Raw genomic sequence first — 19,980 nt, 5'->3', positions numbered from 1 at the left:
TGGGACCGGCACAGGCGGGTCGTCGCTTACGTCGTCACTCGACCTGTCGACCAGCGACCCGGCGCCCGCGCCAGCCCTTCCGGGGCCCGATGCGCCGCTCGTGCGACGGAGGTCCGTTCGTAGGGTCGCGCCGGAGAGCCGAACAATCTTGGTGCCCCGCGATCCGACGGTCACTCTCGACCGAATTCAGTCCGGGATCGGGACGCTCCGAATCGAGGCGGTGTGCTCCCCGGCGGTCGGGGACATCCGACTCGGCGCTGTGTATCAGCTGGCGGACGGAACATCGTCCATCGTGCAACGGGCCACCGGCATCCCCGTGGCACCGCCCGGCTCTCGCCGTCCGGTCATCACCGGGACGTGGGAACAGTACGAACGGCTGACCGTCGACCTGCGACAGTCGACCTCGCTCTCCCGGCTGCTGGTCTACGCCTTCTCGGAGTCCGGCCGAGAACTCGCTTGGGGAGGCACCCTCCGCATCAGCACCTTCGGTGGCGGCCGAGTCGAGTTGCCGCTGGATCTCGGCCAGCACGACGGTCCGGTCGCGCTGCTGTCGCTGTACAACATCGCCGGTGAATTCGTTTTACGTGCGGAGATGGAGAGGATTTCCGGCACCGTGCGCGAGGTTGCACGCGCGTTCGGCTACGACCGCATCACGTGGGCCGACAGCTCCACGCCGGTCTTGTGATCGCCACGGTTCGCCAGTCGGTGTTCCCTTCGGGTTCCTGACCTGGACGTGTCCACCTGCCCCTGCCCGTCCGCCGCCCACTGCGGCCCCACCGAGTCCACGGTGGTCCCCCGATGAGGTTTCCGTGCGTCATTTCGACCACCTGTCCGGCGAGGAGGTGGAACGGCTGTTCCACCTCCCGCCGCAGCCGTTCACATCCGAGGACGACAGCTCCGTGCTGGCGCTCGCACTCGGCGCGACGCTCTACAGCCCCGCTACACGGCCGGCACTGGCCAAGGATCTCCATCGTCAGCGGGCCGCCGGCGTGCTCAGCGTGGTGGTCTGCCTCGAAGATGCCATTCCCGACGCCGAGGTCGTTCAGGCGCAGCGCAACGTAGTGCAACAGTTGCGTGACTACGCGGCGCTCGACCCCGACGGTCCCATGGTCTTCGTCCGCGTCCGATCCCCCGAACAGATCCCCGCTGTCGTCGACGGGCTGGGCGGAGACCTGCCGGTATTGACCGGCTTCGTCCTGCCGAAGTTCACGGACCGAACCGGCGGAGCGTTCCTCGAGGAGGTGGTGGCGGCTTCGGATCGCACAGGTCGGCTGCTGCGGGTAATGCCCGTGCTGGAGTCACCCGAAATCATCCACGTCGAGAATCGGCTGCCGGCGCTGCTTGGAGTGCGAAGCCTCCTGGAGGACTACAGCAGGCACGTCCTCGCCATGCGCATCGGTGCTACCGATCTATCAGCGGTCTACGGCCTCCGCCGCAGCCGGGAGCTGACCGCGTACGACATCCGCGTCGTCGCCGACGCAATCTCCGACATCGTCAACGTCTTCGGGCGAGCTGACGGCTCTGGCATCCTCGTGACCGGTCCGGTCTGGGAGTACTTTCCCAGCCCGGAGCGGTTGTTCAAGCCACAATTGCGCGAATCGCCATTCACCGATCACCAGGAACGGTCGCTGCGAGCCGACCTCATCGCGCAGGATCTGGACGGCCTCATCCGTGAGGTGGTGCTCGACCGGGCCAATGGCCTCGTAGGCAAGACTGTCATCCACCCGTCTCATGTGGCGGCGGTTCATGCGTTGTCGGTTGTGACGCACGAGGAGTACAGCGACGCCGTCGACATCCTCGGCACCGAAGCCACCGGGGGAGCTGCAGCGTCCGCCCTCCGGAACAAGATGAACGAGTCCAAGCCACACGCGGCGTGGGCAGCACACATCTTGCGGCGATCTCGCGTCTTCGGTGTCGCGCGCCGTACCACGTCATTCGTCGACCTGCTGGGTGCGGGGCTGACCGCGTGACCGAGGCGGCGGTGTGGAGCGGCAGCTGGGCCGCCGACCGGCTCGGCGTCGAGGTGGACACCGACTCAGGAGTCGGTGGCCTTGTCGCAGAGGACTTGGTCGGCATGGCGTTGCGGGTCAACCCGAAGCGCGCCCACCTCTTGGTCAGCCGGGTTCTCGGCAAGCACGTGCCGGCCGACCCCCGGCTCGTCTACGGCACGGGCCGACTGCTCGGCGCGCTCGTTGCCGACCGCCTCTCCGGGGTTGCGGGAGGGCTCGCTGACGAGGGTGGCAGGCTGATCAAGGCAGCGCTGAGCGGGGCCGACGGGTCCGAGGCGGACCGGCTGCTCGCTCTCTGCGACCGGCATCGCGGGGACATGCCAACCGTCGACGCGCTGGTGCTCGGGTACGCCGAGACGGCCACCGGACTTGGTCACTCCGTCGCGGACGCCCTCTTCGCCGACTACTTGCACTCCACCCGCCGGCCCGCGTCGGCTGTCGCGCCGGTGGGTGCCTTCGAGGAGACTCACTCGCACGCCACCAGCCACCTGCTGCTCCCGGAGGATCCCGAATTTCTGGCCAGCCCCCGGCCGCTGGTCCTGGTAGACGACGAGCTCTCCACCGGCGCTACCGTCATGGACACCATTCGCGCGGTCGAGGCAGTCGCACCGCGCGACCGCTACCTGGTGGCGGCGCTCGTCGATCTCCGCTCAGCAGAGGACCGCCGACTGCTCGATGAGTTCGCCGCTGACATGGGTCTCCGAGTGGACGTCGTCGCGCTAGCGACCGGGCGGATCCACCTACCCGCCGACGCCTTGTCCCGCGGTCGAGAACTGGTCGTCCGTTACCGGCAGCCTCCGATCACGCGAGCGGAGGCGGGAGGCTCACTGTTCGAGGCGCCCACCACCGCGCGGTGGCCTGGCGACGTCCGGGACGGTGCCAGACACGGCTTCACCTCATCAGATCGGTCGGCATTCGAGGACGCCGTCCGTGCGTGCGCTCGTGGACTGATGCCGGTCATACCGAAGCATTCCGGCAGCCGGCTGCTCGTGCTCGGCATGGAAGAGCTGATGTATCTGCCCATGCGGATCGCCTGCGAGCTGGCGGGCCCTCTGGAGGACCGTGGAGTGCAGGTGCTCTTCTCCAGCACCACCCGCTCACCCGTCGTTCCGGTGGACGACCCTGGCTACGCACTCCGCACCGTACTGACCTTCGGTAGCCACGACGATCCCGCCGACGGCCCCGGACTGCGTTACGCCTACAACGTCGCGCCCTCGATCGGAGGAGCGCCGTTCGACGTGGTCGTCCTGGTGATCGACGACGCGAGCCGGTCATGGCCTGCGGATTCAGTTCCCCTGCCGGAACTCTTGGCCGACGTCGTTCCTGGACTTGTCTACGTGCTTGCCGTGCCGAGCCACCGACCTACCGCGGAGGCAATGCGGTGACGCTGTTCGAAGTCCACACACTGCCGACTCCGCTCCAGGGACCTGCCTTCGGTTCGTACCGCACCGACGAAGTCAGTTGGCTACTCACCGACTTGTCGTCGGCCTCTTTGGAGGCGCCTATCGAGGAGCGGGAGGAGGCCATCCAATCGGGGCGGGCTCACTACGCGGCTTCCCTGCCGGTCGAGTACCAACCCGGGCCCGAATACCAGGAACTCTTCACCCGGGCGCTGAGGTCTTCGGCTCCGGCCCTGGCGCACGCCGTAGGCCTGGTCACCGAGCTGGTGCTGACGGAGCGAAGCCGACGTCCGGTCTTGGTTTCGTTGGCACGGGCGGGGACGCCGATCGGCATCCTGATGCGGCGGTGGGCTCGTCTGGTCCACGGCCTAGACCTGCCGCACTACGCGGCCTCGATCGTTCGGGGCCGCGGGATCGACCAGGTGGCACTCGCGTACCTCGCTGCCCATCACCACCCGGCCGACGTGGTCTTCGTCGATGGGTGGACGGGCAAGGGGGCGATCGCTCGGGAGCTCACCGACGCCGTCGCCGAGGCGAATATCGCGCTGGAGCTGTCTTCGGAGCATCGCTTCTCCGCCGACCTCGCGGTCCTGGCGGACCCCGGGCGGTGCGTGCGGCTGTTCGGAACGCGCGCAGACTTCCTGATTCCGTCGGCCTGCCTGAACTCGACCGTCTCAGGCCTCGTCTCGCGAACCGTCCTCAACGACGACCTGATCGGTCCGCGCCAGTTCCATGGCGCGAAGTTCTACGCCGACCTCGCCTCGAACGATGTGTCCGATCTCTTCCTCGATGTCGTGAGCGAACAATTCGCCGCAGTCACGGGGCGGGTGGCCGCGGACCTCCCCGTCTTGCGGGCAGTGGACCGTACGCCGACGTGGGCAGGGTGGGAGACGGTGCATCGACTGGCGGGGGAGTACGGAGTGGGGGACGTGAATCTCGTCAAGCCTGGCGTCGGCGAGACGACGCGGGTGCTGCTTCGTCGGGTGCCGTGGAAGATTCTCATGCGCCGGGACGCCGTCGTAGATCTCGAGCATGTGCTCGTGCTCGCGGACCAGCGTGGCGCTGCCGTCGAGCTGGTGGACGACATGGCCTACTCCTGCGTCGGCATCGTGCGTCCGCGCACTGATCCGTTGGAACGTGGATGACGCCGCGAGTGATGATCGCCAGCGACCTCGACCGGACCCTGATCTACTCGCGGTTGGCCGCCGGGGCACGCCCGCCCGAGGACCTCGTCCCGGTCGAGCACCTCGACGGACGAGCGATTTCGTTCATGACGGCGTCCGGGCTGGCGTTGCTGTCCCGCCTGGTGGCCGATCATGTCGTCGTACCGGTCACGACCCGGACGCCAGAGCAGTTCGCGCGCGTGCTGCTGCCCGACTCGCCGCCGCGATTCGCCATTGCGGCGAACGGTGGAGTGCTCCTGGTGGATGGCGTACCGGACCTCGACTGGGCCGAGCACATTCGCACTGCGGTCAACACGGTGGCGCCCCTCGACGAGGCGTTCACCGCCCTGACGCGAGCCTGTGACCCTGCGTGGGCCAAGCCGCCGAGAACCGCCTCGGATCTGTTCTGCTACGGAGTCGTGGAGCGGGCGCTCATGCCAGCGGACGTGGTGCAGCGGCTCGAACAATGGGCCAGCCCCGCTGGGTGGGTCGTGTCGCTCCAGGGGCGGAAGCTCTACGTCGTCCCTCGTCCGCTGACCAAAGCCGCAGCCATGCGGGAAGTTGCCAGGCGCGCCGGCGCGACGACAACGCTGGCCGCCGGTGACTCGCTGCTGGACATCACCATGCTTGCCGCCGCTGACCGGGGCGTCCGACCTGGACACGGTGAGATCGCCGAGTCGGGCTGGCAGATGCCGTCGGTCGACGTCGTCTCCTCCACTGGCATCCAGGCTGGCGTCGACATCCTGAGATGGGCGTCCCACTGGGCGGCGTACGCGGTCAACGCAGGAGCGCCCGTGGACTCTTGAAGGTTGAGGGGTCTTCGACTTCGCACCTGCCGAACAGCTGAGCCGGTTCGGTTTCAGATCTCCCGCGATCCTGCCGATAGTCACGGCGAATGGGTCAGCTGGCCGGACTGCGCAACTTTCGCCCAACCGCGGTTCGGGCGGTCAGGCCCCTCCCGTCGACCCGGCCTGTGAAGAGGGTCATGGCATCAGCTGTGCCGCCTTCCTCCGTCGGGAGCAGAACTACGCGCGGTGGCCTACGACATGTTCGCCGCCAGAAAGGGACTACACATGCTTCGCTATTTCGGCTTCTCCATCTTCCTGACAGCGACAGCCCTCGTCGTCGGGGCCGTGTACGGAGGTCCGGCGGCGCTGCTGTCGGTCATCGTCCTCGGTGTTCTCGAGGTCTGCTTGTCGTTCGACAACGCGGTCGTCAACGCGAAGGTCCTGACGAAGATGAGTCCGCTGTGGCGGAAGCTGTTCCTCTACGTCGGCATCTTCATTGCCGTCTTCGGTATGCGACTGCTCCTCCCCATCCTTCTCGTCGCGATCACCGCCAGCCTCGGTATCGGGGACGTGTGGAATCTTGCGCTGACGGACTCCGCCGCCTACGCCGCGCACGTCGAAGATTCCGCCGAGGCGATCTACACCTTCGGTGGCACGTTCCTGCTGATGATCTTCCTCAACTTCATCTTCGATGAGGAGCGGGAGATCCACTGGCTTACGTGGCTGGAGCGACCGCTCGCCAAGGCCGGCAAGTTGCCTTACTTGTCGGTCATCATCGCGCTGGCGACCATCTACGCCGGCTCGCAGATCGCTGACCCGGAGAAGTACGGCACCGTCCTCGTCTCGGGCCTGGCGGGTCTGTTCACCTACCTCCTCATCGGTGGGCTGAACGAACTCATGGAGTCGGACGAGGACGACGACGAGTCGAGTGAGACGGTGACCAACGCGACCGGGAACGCCACCAAGGCGGTCGCCGGTGCAGGATTCGCCGCGTTCATGTACCTGGAGGTCCTGGACGCGTCGTTCTCCTTCGACGGTGTCATCGGTGCGTTCGCAATCAGCAGCGACATCCTCGTCATCGCCCTCGGGCTTGGTATCGGCGCCTTCTGGGTCCGATCGTTGACCATCTTCATGGTCGACCGAGGCACGTTGAACCAGTACAGGTACATGGAACACGGCGCGATGTGGGCCATCGGCATCCTCGCCGCGATCATGTTCCTGGAGCTTCGGTTCCACATCAGCGAGTACGTCACCGGCCTCTCTGGGCTCCTGGTCATCATCGCTGCGATCATCGGCAGCGTCTTCGCCACCCGTCGCGAAGAGGCGAGTGCGGTAGACCCCTCCGGACAGGAGACAGACGAGCCCGAGAGCGTGCTCGTCTAACTGCTCGTCCCGCGGTACCCCGTTGCGTCGCAGCCGTGGAAGTCCCGACCTTCCACGGCTGCGGCGCTCGGTGTATTCGGTCACTCCGATTCTGACCGGCTGACGCGTTGTCTTCGGGCTGGCGTCGGGCTGCCGTTAATGTCCATGGCCCGGTGGCTAGCCGCAGCTCGGCATAGGCGGTTGAGTCGTAGCTCAGCAGGCGGCCTAAATCGCTGTGAGGTTTCGCGTTGCGTCGTCCCAGTCGACAACCTGTTCGGTCGCTCGCCGGCCTACCTTGTTGATGTCCATGGCGGTCATCGGTGACATTCGTCGGATTGCGTGGCGAGGCGCTCCAGCGCGGCGGTGAAGCTGTCGTTCCAGAGGCCCAGGTGCGGCCAGCGCTCGGCGACGTGCGCCGTCGCCTCCTCGACCGACATCCCCTTCTCGCGGACCAGCCAGCCACGCAGCACCAGCCCGGTGCGGGAGGCGCCGCCGTGGCAGTGCACCAGCAAGCGGTGCCCCTCCTCCTGCAGTGCCGCCATGTCGTCCAGGACGTCGGCGAGCATGACGTCGAGGTCGGCGTTGTGGTCGTTGTCGGCGATGTAGGCCATCCGGTGCACCGGGTGCGGAAACGGCTCACCGAGCCGGCATAGCGAGATGACCGCGAAGTCCTCGTCGCTGTAGCGGGCGCCGTCCAGATTCCCGGCCCAGATGCCGGGCAGCACCTCCGTCGGGCCGATCCGCGGGATCACGCCCGGGTCGTAGTTCTGCTGCACCCCGCCGTCCAGCGCAGCTGCCAGCTGCTGCAGGTCGGCCAGCCGCCATACCTTCTCGCCGTGGCCGGGCACCCGCCCGTGTAGCACCGAGGCCCATCGGCTCGGGATGCCGCCCATCCCATACACGGCCCCGGCCAGTCCGCCGGCCACGCAGGCGACCGTGTCGGTGTCGCCACCCAGGTCGATGACCAATCGCAACACCTGGGCGAAGTCCCGCCCGTGCCGCAGGGCCCACATCGCCTGGCCGAGCGTCGGCCACACGGCGCCGTTCGACTCGGTGGCCTGGTCAGGCGTCCAGTCCGGCGCCAGCACCGCCGCCCACCGCTCGCGGTGCTCGGGCAGCACCGCCTCCAGCGCCGTCGGGATCGCCGCCAGCGGGTCCCCGCCGTCCAGTGCCACGCGCATCAGCTCGTGGAAGACCGCGCAGCCCTCGCCGGCCGACGGGTCGCCGTGGGTCAGCGCCGAAATTTGCCGGGCGGCGTCCATGGTCGCCTCGCGCCCCTCCCGGGAGAACCGGATGGCCGCGGGCGTCGTCCGCATCAGTGAGCCGTTGCCCGCCGCGTGCCCAGACCGGGCGAAGTGCTCGGCCGCGGCGATGTCCCAGGGCCGGCCGGAGCCGAGGACGGCGCGCGTCTGGTTGCCGATGTCCGGCGGTCCGGCCTTCGCCCACGCGCGGAACCGGTCGAAGACATCGGCCTCGTCGAGTCCGTCCCGCTCCACCAGCGAGGTGGCCACGAGCAGCGCCATCTGGGTGTCGTCGGTGAACTCACCCGGCTCCCAGCCCAGCGAGCCACCGCCGCACATCTCCGTCTTTAATCCGCGGGCGGGGGAGGGAAAGTGGGCCGAGAAGAGCTCGGGCGGGCCGAACTCGAACGGGGCGCCGAGGGCGTCGCCGACAGCGGAGCCGACGAGCGCGCCGGCCACGCGGTGGGAGCGGTGCATGCGCGGGGTCACGTGGGCCTCCTGGGGGACGGTGGAGGTGGGCGGTGAAGTCGGGCCGGCAGACCCGTCCGCATGGCCAGGTGAAGAGATGGTGCCTCGTCAGCGGGCCTGCACGAGCAGCGGCTGGGCGACCTCGCCGATCGAGCCGCGTACGTCGGAGAGCTCGCCGTGGCACAGCCCGATGCCGTCGGCGGCGATCTGCGTGCGGCAGGCCAGGTGCACCCATTCGCCGTCCGGCTCGCGGGTCAGGTGCGTGGTCATGCCCGGCGGGATGGACCACCAACTGTCGATGGGCAGCTCCACGGAGATGCCGTTGGCCGCATCGGCGGCGATGAGCGCGCGGTCGAGACCGGTGAGGGGCAGGCCGGCGACCAGGGGGACGCGCACCCGGGTCCAGACGTCGGCCGGCCCGGGCTCCTCCGGCGACCCGGCGGTGTAGCGCCAGTCGATGGCCTGCCCGAAGCCCCAGTCAGGCAGACCGAACAGGACCTGCGGCGAGGACTCGGGGACGGCGGGTGGCGGGCTGAGCTCGGTGACCACCGGCGGCGTGGGTCCGACGGCGAGCGACCACACGCGGGCGACGGCGACGGTGCGGCCCTCCACGGTCATCACGGCCTCGGTCAGGTCGATCCGCCGCCCCGGGCGGACGGGCGAAACCTCGACGGTGAGCTCTCGGCGGGGGATGGCGCCGAAGAAGTCGACGCTGATCCGCGCCGGGCGATGCCCCGCCCCCGTCACCCGGGCGGCGTCGGCGGCCAGGTGGGCCAGCAGTGCGGACGGCGGTCCGCCGTGCTGGGCGCTGTGGTCCCACGGGCTCTCGGTGGCCCGGGTGGGCGCGAACCGGTTGTCGCCCAGCGGCAGGTAGAAGGCCTCGAACTTCATGACCGGCAGTCTGGCCGAGGTGGTCAGCTGGCGACCGGGCGGACGTGCCGTCGCCCGATCGGGTGGCACTTCGGCGGATGCCTGCGCGGGCGGCCAGTTGCTGTCGGTGGTGCCTGTCATGGTCCGCCCCTGCCGTCACGGGGACGGCGCGGACCAGGGAGTGGCATGGGCGGATCGTTCGGTGTGCAGGCGGGGCGGGTGTGCCCGGAGTGTGGGAAGGAGGACTCCATCCCGCTGGTCTTCGGGCTGCCGGGCTTCGACCTCTTCGAGCAGGCGGAGCACGGGGACGTCGTCCTCGGTGGCTGCGTCATGCCGGACCGGCCGGCGGCGTTCGCCTGCCGCAGCTGCGGCCGCGAGTGGGGGCGCGAGTCCGACCCGACCGCGGCTGAGGCGGAGTTGGCCGCGCTCCTGGGCGTTGAGTACGTCGAGCTCGTCCGGGCGTTGGGCGCCGGATGGCGGCGGGAGGGCGCAGCGGACGGGCCGGATGGCGTGCGGTGGTTCGTCAGCGGGGAGCCGGCACAGCTTGCGGTCGGTGTGCAGGGCCCGTGGTTCGGCTCGACCGTCCGCTGACCTCGGCGGCTGACCGTCGCCCCGGTCCCCTCGCGACGGACGGCGTGCGGTTCACCCGGGACGAACTGCTGCACGACCCCTGGTACGTCAGCCAGGTCGCCGAGGACATCGCCTCGCACCGGCGTCGGTCCTTCCGCTGGTGCCGCACCTGTCGCCGGGCCACCGCGCCCGAGTCGTTCGTCGCCACCGAGGTCTCGTGCGAGCGGTGCGTGTCCGCCTCCGCCGACCGGGCGGAGTAGCTCGGGCGCTCCCGTGGGGTCGTGGGTCCGGTCGACCGTGCCGATACAGAAGAGGCAAGCCGTCACCGACTCAGGAAGCTCCCCGTGCCCAGGTCGACCGCACCACGGCCCCGCCCCCGGTCGACGACCGCCCGCGGGTCTGCGAAGCGCTCCCGGCCCACGAACGGCTCCGGGAGGCGATCGGGGCCGGCGAAGCGGAAGACGGCGAAGAACCGTCCGCGCTCTCGCCGCGCCGGCCGGCTCATGCTGCTCGCGGTGCTGGTGGTCGCCGGCGTCGTCGTGTGGCCGGCGGTCAAGCCGCACGTGTCAGCCCTGCCGTTCCTCGACTCGGTGCTCGCCGGCACGTCGCCGTCCGGACCCACCTGGCCGCTGACCGGCGTGCCGGCCGACACGGTCCCTGACCGCCCGGCGCTCGCCGTGAAGATCGAGAACTCCGTCGCCGCTCGCCCGCAAACCGGGCTCAACGCCGCGGACATGGTGTGGGAGCAGGTCGTCGAGGGCGGCATCACCCGGTTCGTCGCCGTCTACCACTCCACCCTTCCGCCCGAGATCGGCCCCGTGCGGTCGATCCGGCCGATGGACCCCGCGATCGCCGCACCGCTCGGCGGGCTGCTCGCCTTCTCCGGCGGTGTGCCGACCTACATCGACGCCGCCGAGGACGCCGGGCTGCAGGTGCTCCGCCAGGACTCCGGGGCCGACGGCTTCTTCCGGACGACGACCCGCTCGGCGCCGCACAACGTCCACGCGGTGCCGCAGACCCTCCTCGACCAGGCCGACGCCGACCACCGCGCCTCGCCCGGCGCCCAGTTCGACCACGCCGCGACGGGAGAGCAGCCCACCGCCGTCATCGCCGGGCAGCCGATGACCACGCTGGACCTCACGCTGTCGGGAATCAGCAGTCCCCGGTGGGCCTGGAGCGCCGCGGACGGTCGTTGGCTGCGGGCCGAGGGGAGCACCCCGGCGGTCGAGGCAGGTGGTGCGCGGATCCGTGCCACCAACGTCGTCGTCCTGCGCGTCGACGTCGTCCAGACCGAAGCCCGCGATCCGGCCGGCAACCCCGTTCCGGAGACGATCCTGACCGGCAGCGGGCGGGCCCTCGCCGCCACCGGCGGGCACACGGTCGAGGCGACCTGGTCCAAGCCGGCCGTCGGGAACCGGGTGGAGCTGACCGACGCGGACGGCGACCCCGTGACCCTGGCGCCCGGGACCACCTGGGTCGAGCTGGTGCCCAACTCCGGAGCGGTCGCCACGGGCTGAGCGGGCAGCCGGCGATCCGGGGGAGCGAGCGGTCAGTCCCCGAGGACGACGACGGCGCGACCGCGGATCGTGCCGTCGTGCAGCTTGCGGTCGGCCTCCGGCGCCGCGGCGACCTTCAGGTCCCCGCGTGGACGAGTCCGTAGGCGCCCGTCGGCCGTCGCCATGTAGTAGACCGACCCCGTGCCTCCCACAGCTGCCGACGACGTGACCGACGCACTCGACGCGGAGGTCCCCACGGGCACCCGCCGGGTCCAGCCCTTCCGCGGCGGCCGGTGATGGGGCACGTCTATCTCAGCCGCCGGTTGACGCCTGCCGCCATGGCCGCGGCCGACGATCTCGGTGTGCCGCTGGTGGTGCACGACGACCCCGACCGGCCTCCCTCGCGCGAGCAGCTGCTCTCCGCGGTGCGGGGCGTCTCCGCGCTCATCACCCTGCTGACCGACCGGGTGGACGGCGAGGTCCTCGACGCCGCCGGACCCGGCCTGCGGATCGTCGCGAACGTCGCCGTCGGCTACGACAACGTCGACGTCGCCGCGGCCCACGCCCGCGGCGTGGTGGTCACCAACACCCCGGGGGTCCTCGACGAGGCGAGCGCGGACTGCGCCTTCGCGCTCGTCCTCGCCACGTCGCGGCGGATCGTCGAGGCCGACCGGTTCATGCGCACGGGCGCCGACTGGATCTGGGGTCCGCAGTCCTTCGTCGGGCTCGATGTCAGTGGTGGAGCCACTCTGGGGATCGTCGGCCTCGGCCGGATCGGCATGGCCGTTGCCCGACGCGCCGCGGCCTTCGGCATGCGGATCCTCGCCACGGGCAGCCGCGCGTCGAGCGACGAGGCGGCGGCGTACGGCGTCGAGCCCGCCGACCTGCGGCGCGTGCTCTCCGAGAGCGACGTCGTGTCACTGCACTGCCCGCTCACGCCGGCCACCCACCACCTCATCGACGCGGAGAAGCTGGCGACCATGAAGCCGACCGCCATCCTCGTCAACACCGCCCGCGGGCCCGTCGTGGACGAGGCCGCACTCGTCCACGCACTGGAGAACGGCGTCATCGCCGCGGCCGGTCTCGACGTCTACGAGAACGAGCCGCAGGTGCACCCGGGGCTCCGCTCGCTGGAGAACGTGGTGCTCCTGCCGCACATCGCCAGCGCCGGGCTGGCGACCCGTGACGCCATGGGCAGGCTCGCCGTCGACAACGTCCGCGCGGTGCTGGCCGGGGAGGAGCCGCGCACGCCCGTCGCCGGGGCGGGTGGGTGACGTGCGGCCCGGGACGGCGTCGCCGTAGGGGCAGGCCGGCGGCGGGCATGGACGTGCCCGTGCCCGTGCACGAGCGCCCCCCGGGCGGCAGCGGGCGTGGCCGCCCTCGGCCGGCGGTCAGTCGCCGGGGACGACGACGGCGCGGCCGCGGATCGTGCCCTCGTGCAGCCTCCGGTAGGCCTCCGGCGCCTGGTCGAGCGTGAATCGCTCCACCTCGACGTGGATCGCCCCGGCCCGTGCCAGGTCGAGCACCTCCATGAGCTCCGGTCGCGTGCCCCAGTACGGCGCGCGCACCGAGGCACCCATCGGCGTCGAGAAGAAGCCGGTCGGCAGCAGCCCGCCGCCGATCCCGACGATCTGGATGACGCCGTCCAGCGCCACCGACTGCCGGGCGATCTCCAGGGTCGGCGGCGCCCCGACCATGTCGAACACCACCTGGGCGCCCACCCCGCGGGTCAGCTTCCGGATCTCCGCGACCGCCGACTCGTCCGACGGCAGCGCGCGGTGGGCACCCACCTCGCGCGCGAGCTTCAGCTTCTGCTCGCTGATGTCTAGCGCGATCACGGTGGCGCCGGTGATCGCCCGCAGGATCTGGATGCCCACGTGCCCGAGCCCGCCGGCGCCGATCACCACGGCGGTGCTCCCGGCGGGCAGTGCACCCAGCGACGAGACGATCGCATGGTACGGAGTCAGCCCCGCGTCGGTCAGCGACACGGTGGCCACCGGGTCGAGTTCGCCGAGCGGCACCAGGTGTCGGACGTCGTCCACGATCATGTACTCGGCCAGCGCGCCGGGGGAGCCCAGCCCCGGCGGCTGGATGCCCAGCTCCGCGGCCCGCGGGCAGTAGTTCTCCGCACCGCGCGCGCAGGCATGGCACAGCCCGCAGCCCCACGGTCCGTAGACGGCGACCGGCTCGCCCACCTCGACGCCGGTGGCGCCCTCGCCCAGCGCGTCGACGACGCCCGCGCCCTCGTGTCCCAGTGTGAGCGGCAGCCCGTAGATGTACTGCTCGGCCGGCAGGCTCATGACGAACGCATCGGAGTGGCACAGCCCCGCGGCGGTGACCCGCAGCCGCACCTGCCCCGGGCCAGGCTCCGGAGTGGGGACGTCGACCACCTCGGGCTGGCCACCGATGGTCCGGTACTGCACCGCGCGCATGCTGCTCCTCCGTTGCCGGGACGACGTCCCTCCGGACGCTAGGGCCTCGCCGCGGCGATCGGCAGGCCGTCAGGTCCCGGCGGTCAGAGGCGGAAGGCCCTGGCACGCACCGACGGCGCCGCGAGGCGATGGCGACGATTCCGTCGGGCTCAAGAGCACAGCAGGTCCAGCGCCACCTGTCCGTTGCGGCGAGCGTCCTCGGGGAGGAGCAGCCATGGCGCCGCCGTCGGATCCGCCAGGTGCCGCTGCAGGTGGAGCAGCCGCTTCCGGTCGCTACCCGAGGCGCTGCGCTCCTGGAACGGGTCGACGCACGCGAGCAGGACGGCGGCGTCGGCCAGGTGCCGGTCGCGGTCGCGCGTGTCCGTGAGGTGCGCTGCCGCCTTGAGGATCAGCGCGCCGAAGGCGTCGGGCACGCTGATGGTCGTCGCGGTCACGCCGGTGATCCGCAGCTCGGCGAGCACGGTGCGCCGGAGAGCCTGCGTGCCTCCGGCCACCCGTACCAGGTCGTAGCCGCGGAACCGTTCCAGTGACCGGGGCGGGGCGTGGTCGGCGGCGACCACGTCGACGATGGAGCGAGAACTCCCCGACGTGACTAGGTCGATGATGGCGCCGTCCCGCACGAAGCGGTGCGCGGTGCCCACGCGGGGGTCGATGCTCGGGGCCAGCCGGTATCCGAGCTCCTCGAGGGAGTGGGCCACCTGGGCGGGGCGGCCCTGCCCGGTCTCCACGTGCAGCAGGACGTCGACGTCGTTGGTCGGCCGCACGACCGGCAGGCCCGCGACCGCGCCGTGCAGCTGCACCATCAGCCCGCCGATGAGCGTCCACACTTCGGCCGGCACCACTGCGGCCAGCTCGGCCACATCAGGCCACGGTGGCGCCCATCCGCCGGCCGGCGGCGGTGGCCGGAGTACCTCAGTCACGCAGCTGTCCGAGGGCGCGGTCGAGGATGCGGTGGCCGGTCGAGCGCTCCCGGGGATCGGTGGAACCGGCCAGGTCCAGCGCGGCCAGCACCTGTCGCGGTCCGTGTGCCAGCTCCTCGACGACGTCGATCGGCATGCGGGTCGCCCGCAGCGTGACGCTGCCCGACGGGTCGGCGTCCAGTCGGAAGCGCTGGACGAGGCGCTCCGCGGCGGACTCCTCGACGTACCCGTCGCACCGGTCGGGAGCCGCACTGAGCCCGCCAATGCCCCCGGCAGCGCCCGAGGCGACGACCTCACGGGCCACGCGCTTCAGCGCCTGCGGGTGGGCCCGGTAGCGGTGCACCGTCGCCCGGTTGCGGGTTCGGGCGGCGAGCTCGGTGACGGCCGCTGCGGCCAACGCGGACCGGAGACGCGACCGCTGTGCCTGCCCGATCCACGGCGCCGGACTGCCCTCCAGAAGTGCCACGGCAGCCCAGGCCGTCGGCTCCTCCCAGGCGCGCACCCGGCTGCCCTGACGCTGCGCCATCCACTGGGCCACGGAGTCCGCGTCGACGCGGTCGGTGCCGATCGCGAGCAGGTTACCCCCGGCAACCAGGCGCTGCACGTGCCGGACGGACACGCCCATCCGGTCGGCGGCCTGTTCAGTTGTCATCAGGGGCATACGGACAATGTCGTCACAACGACGCTATCGGTCAAGCTGAATCACGGCCCCGTCGACTCGTGGAGTGCTTCGCCAGGCGACCGCGCGCCCTCATCCGCTCCTTTGGCGTCTTGCGCCGCCACCCGCGCGACGAAGAGTGAGACGACGGCTCCGGTGCCGGCTCGACCGTGAGCAACGCCTTGCCCTCGGGCCGCGCCCTTCGCGGGCTGAGCCCGCGGCTAGGGTCCCGGATCGCCGCCCACCCGAACTGGAGACTCTCGTGCCCTGGACCGACCGCACGCTCCCCACGCCGCTCCCGCGGCCGGCCCGTATGGCCGCCGCAGCGCTGAGCCGGCGGTGGCAGCTGCCCCCGGCCACCCACGAGGTGCGGGTGCTGCGCGGCGTCGACGTCCCGATGCGCGACGGCACCATCCTGCGGGCCGACGTCTACCTGCCGGCGTCGGCCGGCCCGCACCCGACCGTGCTGCTGCGCTCGCCCTACGGCCGCGGCCTCGGCTTCGCCTTCGCGATGACCGTGCCGTACGCCGAGCGCGGCTACGCGGTGGTGGTGCAGAGCGTGCGCGGCACCTTCGGCTCCGGCGGCGAGTTCAGCCCGGTCGTCAACGAGGAGAACGACGGGCGGGACACCGTCGCCTGGTTGCGCGAGCAGCCCTGGTTCGACGGCCGGCTCGCCACCCTCGGGCCCAGCTACCTCGGCTACACCCAGTGGGCCCTCGCGCTCGACCCGCCGCCCGAGCTCGAGGCGATGGTGCTGCACATCGGCCCGCACGACCTCGCCCAGGCCGGCATGGTCGACGGCGCCTTCCAGCTCACCAACCTCGCCATCTGGACCGAGCTCGTCGCCCACCAGGAGCGGGTGAGCTTCGTGCGCGGGCTGTACCGGCTGATGACGGCCGAGCGGCGGCTCGCCCCGCACCTCGGCGAGCTCCCGTTGCAGGGCCTGGCCGAGCGGTTCGGCGGCGCCCCGGCCCCGTGGTTCGACGAGTGGCTCGCCCACCCCGACCTCGCCGACTCCTACTGGGACCGCTACCGCGCCACCCCGGCCGTCCACTCGAGCACCGTCCCGACCCTGCTCATCGGCGGCTGGCAGGACTGGTTCGTCGAGCAGACGCTGTACCAGTACGCCGTCCTGCGCGACCGCGGCGTCGACGTCGGCCTCACCCTCGGCCCGTGGGCGCACCTCACCATCGACGCCGCCGTGACGACGCCGGAGAGCCTCGCCTGGCTCGCCACCCACCTGCCCGTCGACGGCGCAGCGCCCGTTCCGCAGCGGCCGGGCCGCGTCCGGGTGCACGTCACCGGCGCCCGCACCTGGCGGACCATGCCCGACTGGCCGCCGGCCACCACCGACCGCGCCTGGTACCTCGCCCCCGGCGGGCGGCTGGACGACGACGCCTCCACCGCACCCCACGAGCCCACCACCTTCACCTACGACCCGATGGACCCCACCCCCTCGGTCGGCGGGCGGGTGCTCGCCGCCAGCGCCGGCCAGCGGGACAACCGCGAGCTGGAGGCGCGCGACGACGTCCGCACCTTCAGCACCGCGCCGCTGCGGCAACCGGTCGAGCTGCTCGGCGGCGCCCGCATCCGGCTGTTCCACGAGTCCGACAACCCGTACGCCGACGTCTTCCTGCGGCTGTGCGACGTCGGCCCGGACGGTGCGTCGGTCAACGTCACCGACCGGCTGGTGCGGCTGGACCCCGCGCCGGGCGAGGAGCCGGTGGCGGGGGAGCGGGTGGTGGAGACGACGCTGCCCGACGTGGCGCACCGCTTCCGCGCGGGGCACCGCATCCGGCTGCAGGTCTCCGGTGGCGCCCACCCGCGCTACGCCCGGAACCTGGGCACCGGCGAGTCGCCAGGCGAGGGCACCCGCGGGGTGCCGGTGACCCACCGGATCTGCCACGGCGGCGCGGCGCCGTCGTCGATCACCCTGCCGGCGGGCTGACCCGCTCGGTGGCGAGGCGCCGCAGCGCGGCGGTGAAGCTCTCGTTCCACAGCCCCAGGTGCGGCCAGCGCTCGGCGACGTGCGCCGTCGCCTCCTCGACAGACATCCCCTTCTCCCGCACCAGCCAGCCGCGCAGCACCAGCCCGGTCCGCGACGCCCCGCCGTGGCAGTGCACGAGCAGCCGGTGCCCCTCGGCGTGGAGTGCGGCCATGTCGTCGAGGACGTCGGCCAGCACGGCGTCGAGCCCGGGGTTGTGCTCGGTGTCGGCGAGGTGGGCGACGCGGTGCACCGGGTGCCCGAACGGCTCGCCCAGCTTGCACAGCGAGATCACGGCGAAGTCGCGCTCGCTGGACCGGGCGCCGGCGAGGTTCCCCGCCCAGATGCCCGGCAGCACCTCCGCCGGGCCGATCCGCGGGATCACGCCCGGGTCGTTGGGCACCCACGGCTTGCCGTCGAGCAGCGTCGCCAGCTCCTGCAGGTCGGCCGGCCCCACCCGCTCGCCGGAGCCGGGCACCCGGCCGTGCACCGCCGAGGCCCAGCGCATCGGGATGCCGCCCATGCCGAACACCGCACCGGCCAGCGCCCCGGCGACGCAGGCCACCGTGCCGGTGTCCCCGCCGAGGTCGACCCCCAGCCGCAGCACCTCGGCGAAGGACCGCCCGCGCCGCAGTGCCCACACCGCCGCACCGAGCACCGGCTCCACCGCGCCGTCCGGCCCGCCGGCCTGATCCGGTGTCCAGCCCGGCGCCAGCACGGCCGCCCACCGCTGCTCGTCGGCCACCAGCGACAGCGCGGCGGGGACCGCCGCCAGCGGGTCGCCGCCGTCCGGCGCCACCCGGAGCAGCTCGGCGAGCACCACGCCGCCCTCGCCGGCCGCCGGAAGTCGCCGCACGGTGTCCGCGGAGGCCGCCGCTCCGGACCGCGCGCACCAGATCGCCACCGGTACCGCCGGCGCCAGCGAGCCGTCGCCGGCCGCAGCCTGGTCGGCTGCGTCCAGGCCGCCGTGCTCCAGCAGCGACCGGCCGACCAGCAGCGCCCGCTGCGTGCGGTCGGTGACCTCGCCCGGCGCGCGGTCGTCAGGGCCGCCGCACATCTCCGTCCGCGAGCCCCGCGCCGGCTCCGGGAAGCGGGCCGAGAACTGCCCCGGCGGGCCGCCGGCGAACGGCGCCCCGAGCGCGTCACCGACCGCCGAGCCGACGAGCGCGCCCATGACGCGGTGGCTGCGGTGCATGGACGGCACGGGCACTCCTCGGGACGGCGGAATCGGTCCCCAGCATCTCCCGCGGAGTCGCGCACGGGCCGGGCCGGGCGCCCGTTCGTCACAGTCGTCCCGGACGCAACAGCCGACCTGGGCTTTTCCCGCGGGTGCCGTGGCGGGCCCGTTCTGCTCCGTACGCTGGGCGAAACCTCCACGGAAGGACGGCGACGTGAGCAAGCACCTGCTGGACGAGACGGCCGAGTTCAAGATGCCCCGCATCGGTCGGCACGCCGCCCCGGAGACGGGTGAGCTCGAGATCACCCAGCGGCTGGAGCCCGCCGCCGGGCCGCGCCCGGTGCACCGGCCCCGGCCGGACGAGGGCATCCGGGAGCGCTGAGCCACCGGGCGCCGCCCGCCCGCACCACCCCGCCCGGACGGCGACGCCCGCCGTCCGGGCCGGGGCCGGCCACCGGCGCCCGCTCGGCGGCTTCTGCGACGATTCCCGTCACGCAGGAGCGCTGAGACCCCCGGGAGCCGTGCACGTGATCGTCGACCAGCCCGCAGCCCCGGCCGGGGGCGCGAGCCGATGACCGCCACCGGGCTCGCGCCGCGGGCCGTCGAGCGGATCAGCCTCCCGGTCTACGAGGCCGGGTCGATCGACGTCCCGTTCGTCGCCCTCGGCTGGTCGGCGGCGCTCTCCTCCGACACCTGGTGGGAGGAGCACTCGCACCCGACGCACGAGCTGCTCTGGAACAGCCGGGGCGCGTCGTCGGTGACCGTCGACTCCCGGCTGTGGACCATCACCCCCGCGCACGGGCTCTGGCTGCCCGCGGGCACCCGCCACACCGGCTGGGCGCCCGCCGGCACCTGGATGCGCGCGGTGCACTTCTGCGTCGACGACGCGCCCCGGCTGGCCGACCAGCCCGTCGCCGTGGAGATCACCCCGCTGCTGCGGCTGCTGCTCGACCGGCTCGACGCCCCCGACCTCGACGCCGGCTCCCGCGCCACGACCGAGGCGATGGTGCTCGACGTCCTCCGCCCCGCACCGCGGGAGCTGCTGCTGCGCGTGCCGTCGTCCAGGCTGCTCGCGCCCATCGTCGACACGTTGCGCACCGACCCCGCCGACGACACCACCCTCGCCGGCTGGGCCGCCCGCCTGGGCGTCAGCACCCGCACCATCACCCGCGCCTTCCGCAGCGAGACGGGGCTCGGCTTCGGCCAGTGGGTCGCCGCCGCCCGCGCGCAGCACGCCATCACGATGCTGGCCCACGGCGCGGAGATCGAGCAGATCGCCGGCCGCGTCGGCTTCCGGTCGGTGAGCGCGTTCGGCGCCGCCTTCCGCCGCGTCACCGGCATGAGCCCCGGGCGGTTCCGCGCCCAGTAGGTGTCCGATTCGCGACATCGGGTGTCCTGATCGAGGGATTGTCTCCGGCCGGACGGTCACTCAGACTTCGGTT

Annotated in this window: 21 protein-coding genes; 13 read left to right on the top strand and 8 right to left on the bottom strand. The window is 72.0% G+C overall.

Going from position 1 to position 19,980, the window contains the following annotated elements; genetic code table 11:
• The first annotated feature begins 259 nt into the window (after nucleotides 1–259).
• From ACI799_RS02340 to ACI799_RS02315, 6 genes are all read left to right on the top strand, one after another.
• A complete protein-coding gene (locus ACI799_RS02340; protein WP_456612329.1) occupies nucleotides 260–685 on the top strand; it encodes a hypothetical protein in 426 nt (141 codons plus the stop codon).
• 124 nt (nucleotides 686–809) lie between these two features.
• On the top strand, nucleotides 810–1,970 hold the full coding sequence (locus ACI799_RS02335; protein ID WP_456612328.1) for an HpcH/HpaI aldolase/citrate lyase family protein: 1,161 nt from the start codon (nucleotides 810–812) through the stop codon (nucleotides 1,968–1,970).
• Nucleotides 1,967–3,394, top strand: coding sequence for a phosphoribosyltransferase family protein (locus ACI799_RS02330; protein ID WP_456612327.1), 1,428 nt, complete (start codon nucleotides 1,967–1,969; stop codon nucleotides 3,392–3,394). Before ACI799_RS02335 ends, ACI799_RS02330 begins: the two co-directional genes overlap by 4 nt.
• Nucleotides 3,391–4,554, top strand: a complete 1,164-nt coding sequence (locus ACI799_RS02325; protein WP_456612326.1) for a cysteine protease StiP family protein — start codon at nucleotides 3,391–3,393, stop codon at nucleotides 4,552–4,554. Before ACI799_RS02330 ends, ACI799_RS02325 begins: the two co-directional genes overlap by 4 nt.
• Nucleotides 4,555–4,565: 11 nt before the next feature.
• The gene (locus ACI799_RS02320; RefSeq protein ID WP_456612325.1) at nucleotides 4,566–5,378 is read left to right on the top strand and encodes a hypothetical protein; all 813 of its coding nucleotides are present in this window, start codon (nucleotides 4,566–4,568) and stop codon (nucleotides 5,376–5,378) included.
• A 228-nt stretch (nucleotides 5,379–5,606) separates the two neighbouring features.
• On the top strand, nucleotides 5,607–6,743 hold the full coding sequence (locus ACI799_RS02315; RefSeq protein WP_456612324.1) for a DUF475 domain-containing protein: 1,137 nt from the start codon (nucleotides 5,607–5,609) through the stop codon (nucleotides 6,741–6,743).
• Between the two features lie 293 nt (nucleotides 6,744–7,036).
• Here the strand turns inward: ACI799_RS02315 and ACI799_RS02310 are convergent, their stop codons facing one another.
• Nucleotides 7,037–8,452, bottom strand: coding sequence for an ADP-ribosylglycohydrolase family protein (locus ACI799_RS02310; RefSeq protein WP_456612323.1), 1,416 nt, complete (start codon nucleotides 8,450–8,452; stop codon nucleotides 7,037–7,039).
• Between the two features lie 87 nt (nucleotides 8,453–8,539).
• Complete coding sequence (locus ACI799_RS02305) at nucleotides 8,540–9,322, bottom strand: thioesterase family protein (RefSeq protein ID WP_456612322.1); 783 nt, start codon at nucleotides 9,320–9,322, stop codon at nucleotides 8,540–8,542.
• Between the two features lie 165 nt (nucleotides 9,323–9,487).
• Here ACI799_RS02305 and ACI799_RS02300 point away from each other — a divergent pair, with 165 nt between their 5' ends.
• Both ACI799_RS02300 and ACI799_RS02295 read left to right on the top strand, forming a co-directional pair.
• On the top strand, nucleotides 9,488–9,892 hold the full coding sequence (locus tag ACI799_RS02300) for a hypothetical protein (protein WP_456612321.1): 405 nt from the start codon (nucleotides 9,488–9,490) through the stop codon (nucleotides 9,890–9,892).
• Nucleotides 9,893–9,936: 44 nt separating this feature from the next.
• Nucleotides 9,937–10,131 (top strand): hypothetical protein, encoded by a 195-nt coding sequence (locus tag ACI799_RS02295; RefSeq protein ID WP_456612320.1) that lies wholly within the window; start codon nucleotides 9,937–9,939, stop codon nucleotides 10,129–10,131.
• Nucleotides 10,132–10,193: 62 nt separating this feature from the next.
• Here ACI799_RS02295 and ACI799_RS02290 read toward each other — a convergent pair whose 3' ends face one another.
• Nucleotides 10,194–10,376, bottom strand: a complete 183-nt coding sequence (locus ACI799_RS02290) for a hypothetical protein (protein ID WP_456612319.1) — start codon at nucleotides 10,374–10,376, stop codon at nucleotides 10,194–10,196.
• Between the two features lie 10 nt (nucleotides 10,377–10,386).
• On the opposite strand from ACI799_RS02290, the gene ACI799_RS02285 reads away from it, so the two are divergent.
• Nucleotides 10,387–11,388, top strand: coding sequence for a DUF3048 domain-containing protein (locus ACI799_RS02285; RefSeq protein ID WP_456612318.1), 1,002 nt, complete (start codon nucleotides 10,387–10,389; stop codon nucleotides 11,386–11,388).
• A 32-nt stretch (nucleotides 11,389–11,420) separates the two neighbouring features.
• Here ACI799_RS02285 and ACI799_RS02280 read toward each other — a convergent pair whose 3' ends face one another.
• Entirely contained in the window at nucleotides 11,421–11,552 is a 132-nt protein-coding gene (locus ACI799_RS02280) for a hypothetical protein (protein ID WP_456612317.1), read from the bottom strand.
• Nucleotides 11,553–11,663: 111 nt separating this feature from the next.
• Here ACI799_RS02280 and ACI799_RS02275 point away from each other — a divergent pair, with 111 nt between their 5' ends.
• Complete coding sequence (locus ACI799_RS02275) at nucleotides 11,664–12,641, top strand: 2-hydroxyacid dehydrogenase (protein ID WP_456612316.1); 978 nt, start codon at nucleotides 11,664–11,666, stop codon at nucleotides 12,639–12,641.
• A gap of 117 nt (nucleotides 12,642–12,758) precedes the next feature.
• Here the strand turns inward: ACI799_RS02275 and ACI799_RS02270 are convergent, their stop codons facing one another.
• From ACI799_RS02270 to ACI799_RS02260, 3 genes are all read right to left on the bottom strand, one after another.
• Nucleotides 12,759–13,799: an NAD(P)-dependent alcohol dehydrogenase gene (locus ACI799_RS02270; RefSeq protein WP_456612315.1), complete on the bottom strand. Its 1,041-nt coding sequence runs from the start codon at nucleotides 13,797–13,799 to the stop codon at nucleotides 12,759–12,761.
• A 149-nt stretch (nucleotides 13,800–13,948) separates the two neighbouring features.
• Complete coding sequence (locus ACI799_RS02265; protein WP_456596683.1) at nucleotides 13,949–14,659, bottom strand: hypothetical protein; 711 nt, start codon at nucleotides 14,657–14,659, stop codon at nucleotides 13,949–13,951.
• Nucleotides 14,660–14,711: 52 nt separating this feature from the next.
• Nucleotides 14,712–15,371 carry a type IV toxin-antitoxin system AbiEi family antitoxin gene (locus tag ACI799_RS02260; protein ID WP_456612314.1) on the bottom strand — a complete coding sequence of 220 codons (660 nt, stop codon included), beginning with the start codon at nucleotides 15,369–15,371 and terminating at the stop codon, nucleotides 14,712–14,714.
• A gap of 268 nt (nucleotides 15,372–15,639) precedes the next feature.
• Here ACI799_RS02260 and ACI799_RS02255 point away from each other — a divergent pair, with 268 nt between their 5' ends.
• A complete protein-coding gene (locus ACI799_RS02255) occupies nucleotides 15,640–17,325 on the top strand; it encodes a CocE/NonD family hydrolase (RefSeq protein ID WP_456612313.1) in 1,686 nt (561 codons plus the stop codon).
• On the opposite strand, the gene ACI799_RS02250 is transcribed toward ACI799_RS02255, so the two are convergent.
• On the bottom strand, nucleotides 17,306–18,556 hold the full coding sequence (locus tag ACI799_RS02250; protein WP_456612442.1) for an ADP-ribosylglycohydrolase family protein: 1,251 nt from the start codon (nucleotides 18,554–18,556) through the stop codon (nucleotides 17,306–17,308). The genes ACI799_RS02255 and ACI799_RS02250 overlap by 20 nt on opposite strands.
• A 196-nt stretch (nucleotides 18,557–18,752) precedes the next feature.
• Here ACI799_RS02250 and ACI799_RS02245 point away from each other — a divergent pair, with 196 nt between their 5' ends.
• Both ACI799_RS02245 and ACI799_RS02240 read left to right on the top strand, forming a co-directional pair.
• Nucleotides 18,753–18,920, top strand: a complete 168-nt coding sequence (locus tag ACI799_RS02245; protein ID WP_456588528.1) for a hypothetical protein — start codon at nucleotides 18,753–18,755, stop codon at nucleotides 18,918–18,920.
• Between the two features lie 189 nt (nucleotides 18,921–19,109).
• Nucleotides 19,110–19,907, top strand: a complete 798-nt coding sequence (locus ACI799_RS02240; RefSeq protein WP_456612312.1) for a helix-turn-helix domain-containing protein — start codon at nucleotides 19,110–19,112, stop codon at nucleotides 19,905–19,907.
• The last annotated feature ends 73 nt before the right edge of the window (nucleotides 19,908–19,980 follow it).

The sequence above is a fragment of the Blastococcus sp. SYSU DS0753 genome, assembly GCF_054051175.1.
The sequence above is the reverse complement of the archived record's forward strand: the minus strand, read 5'-3'. Positions and strand labels throughout refer to the sequence as shown.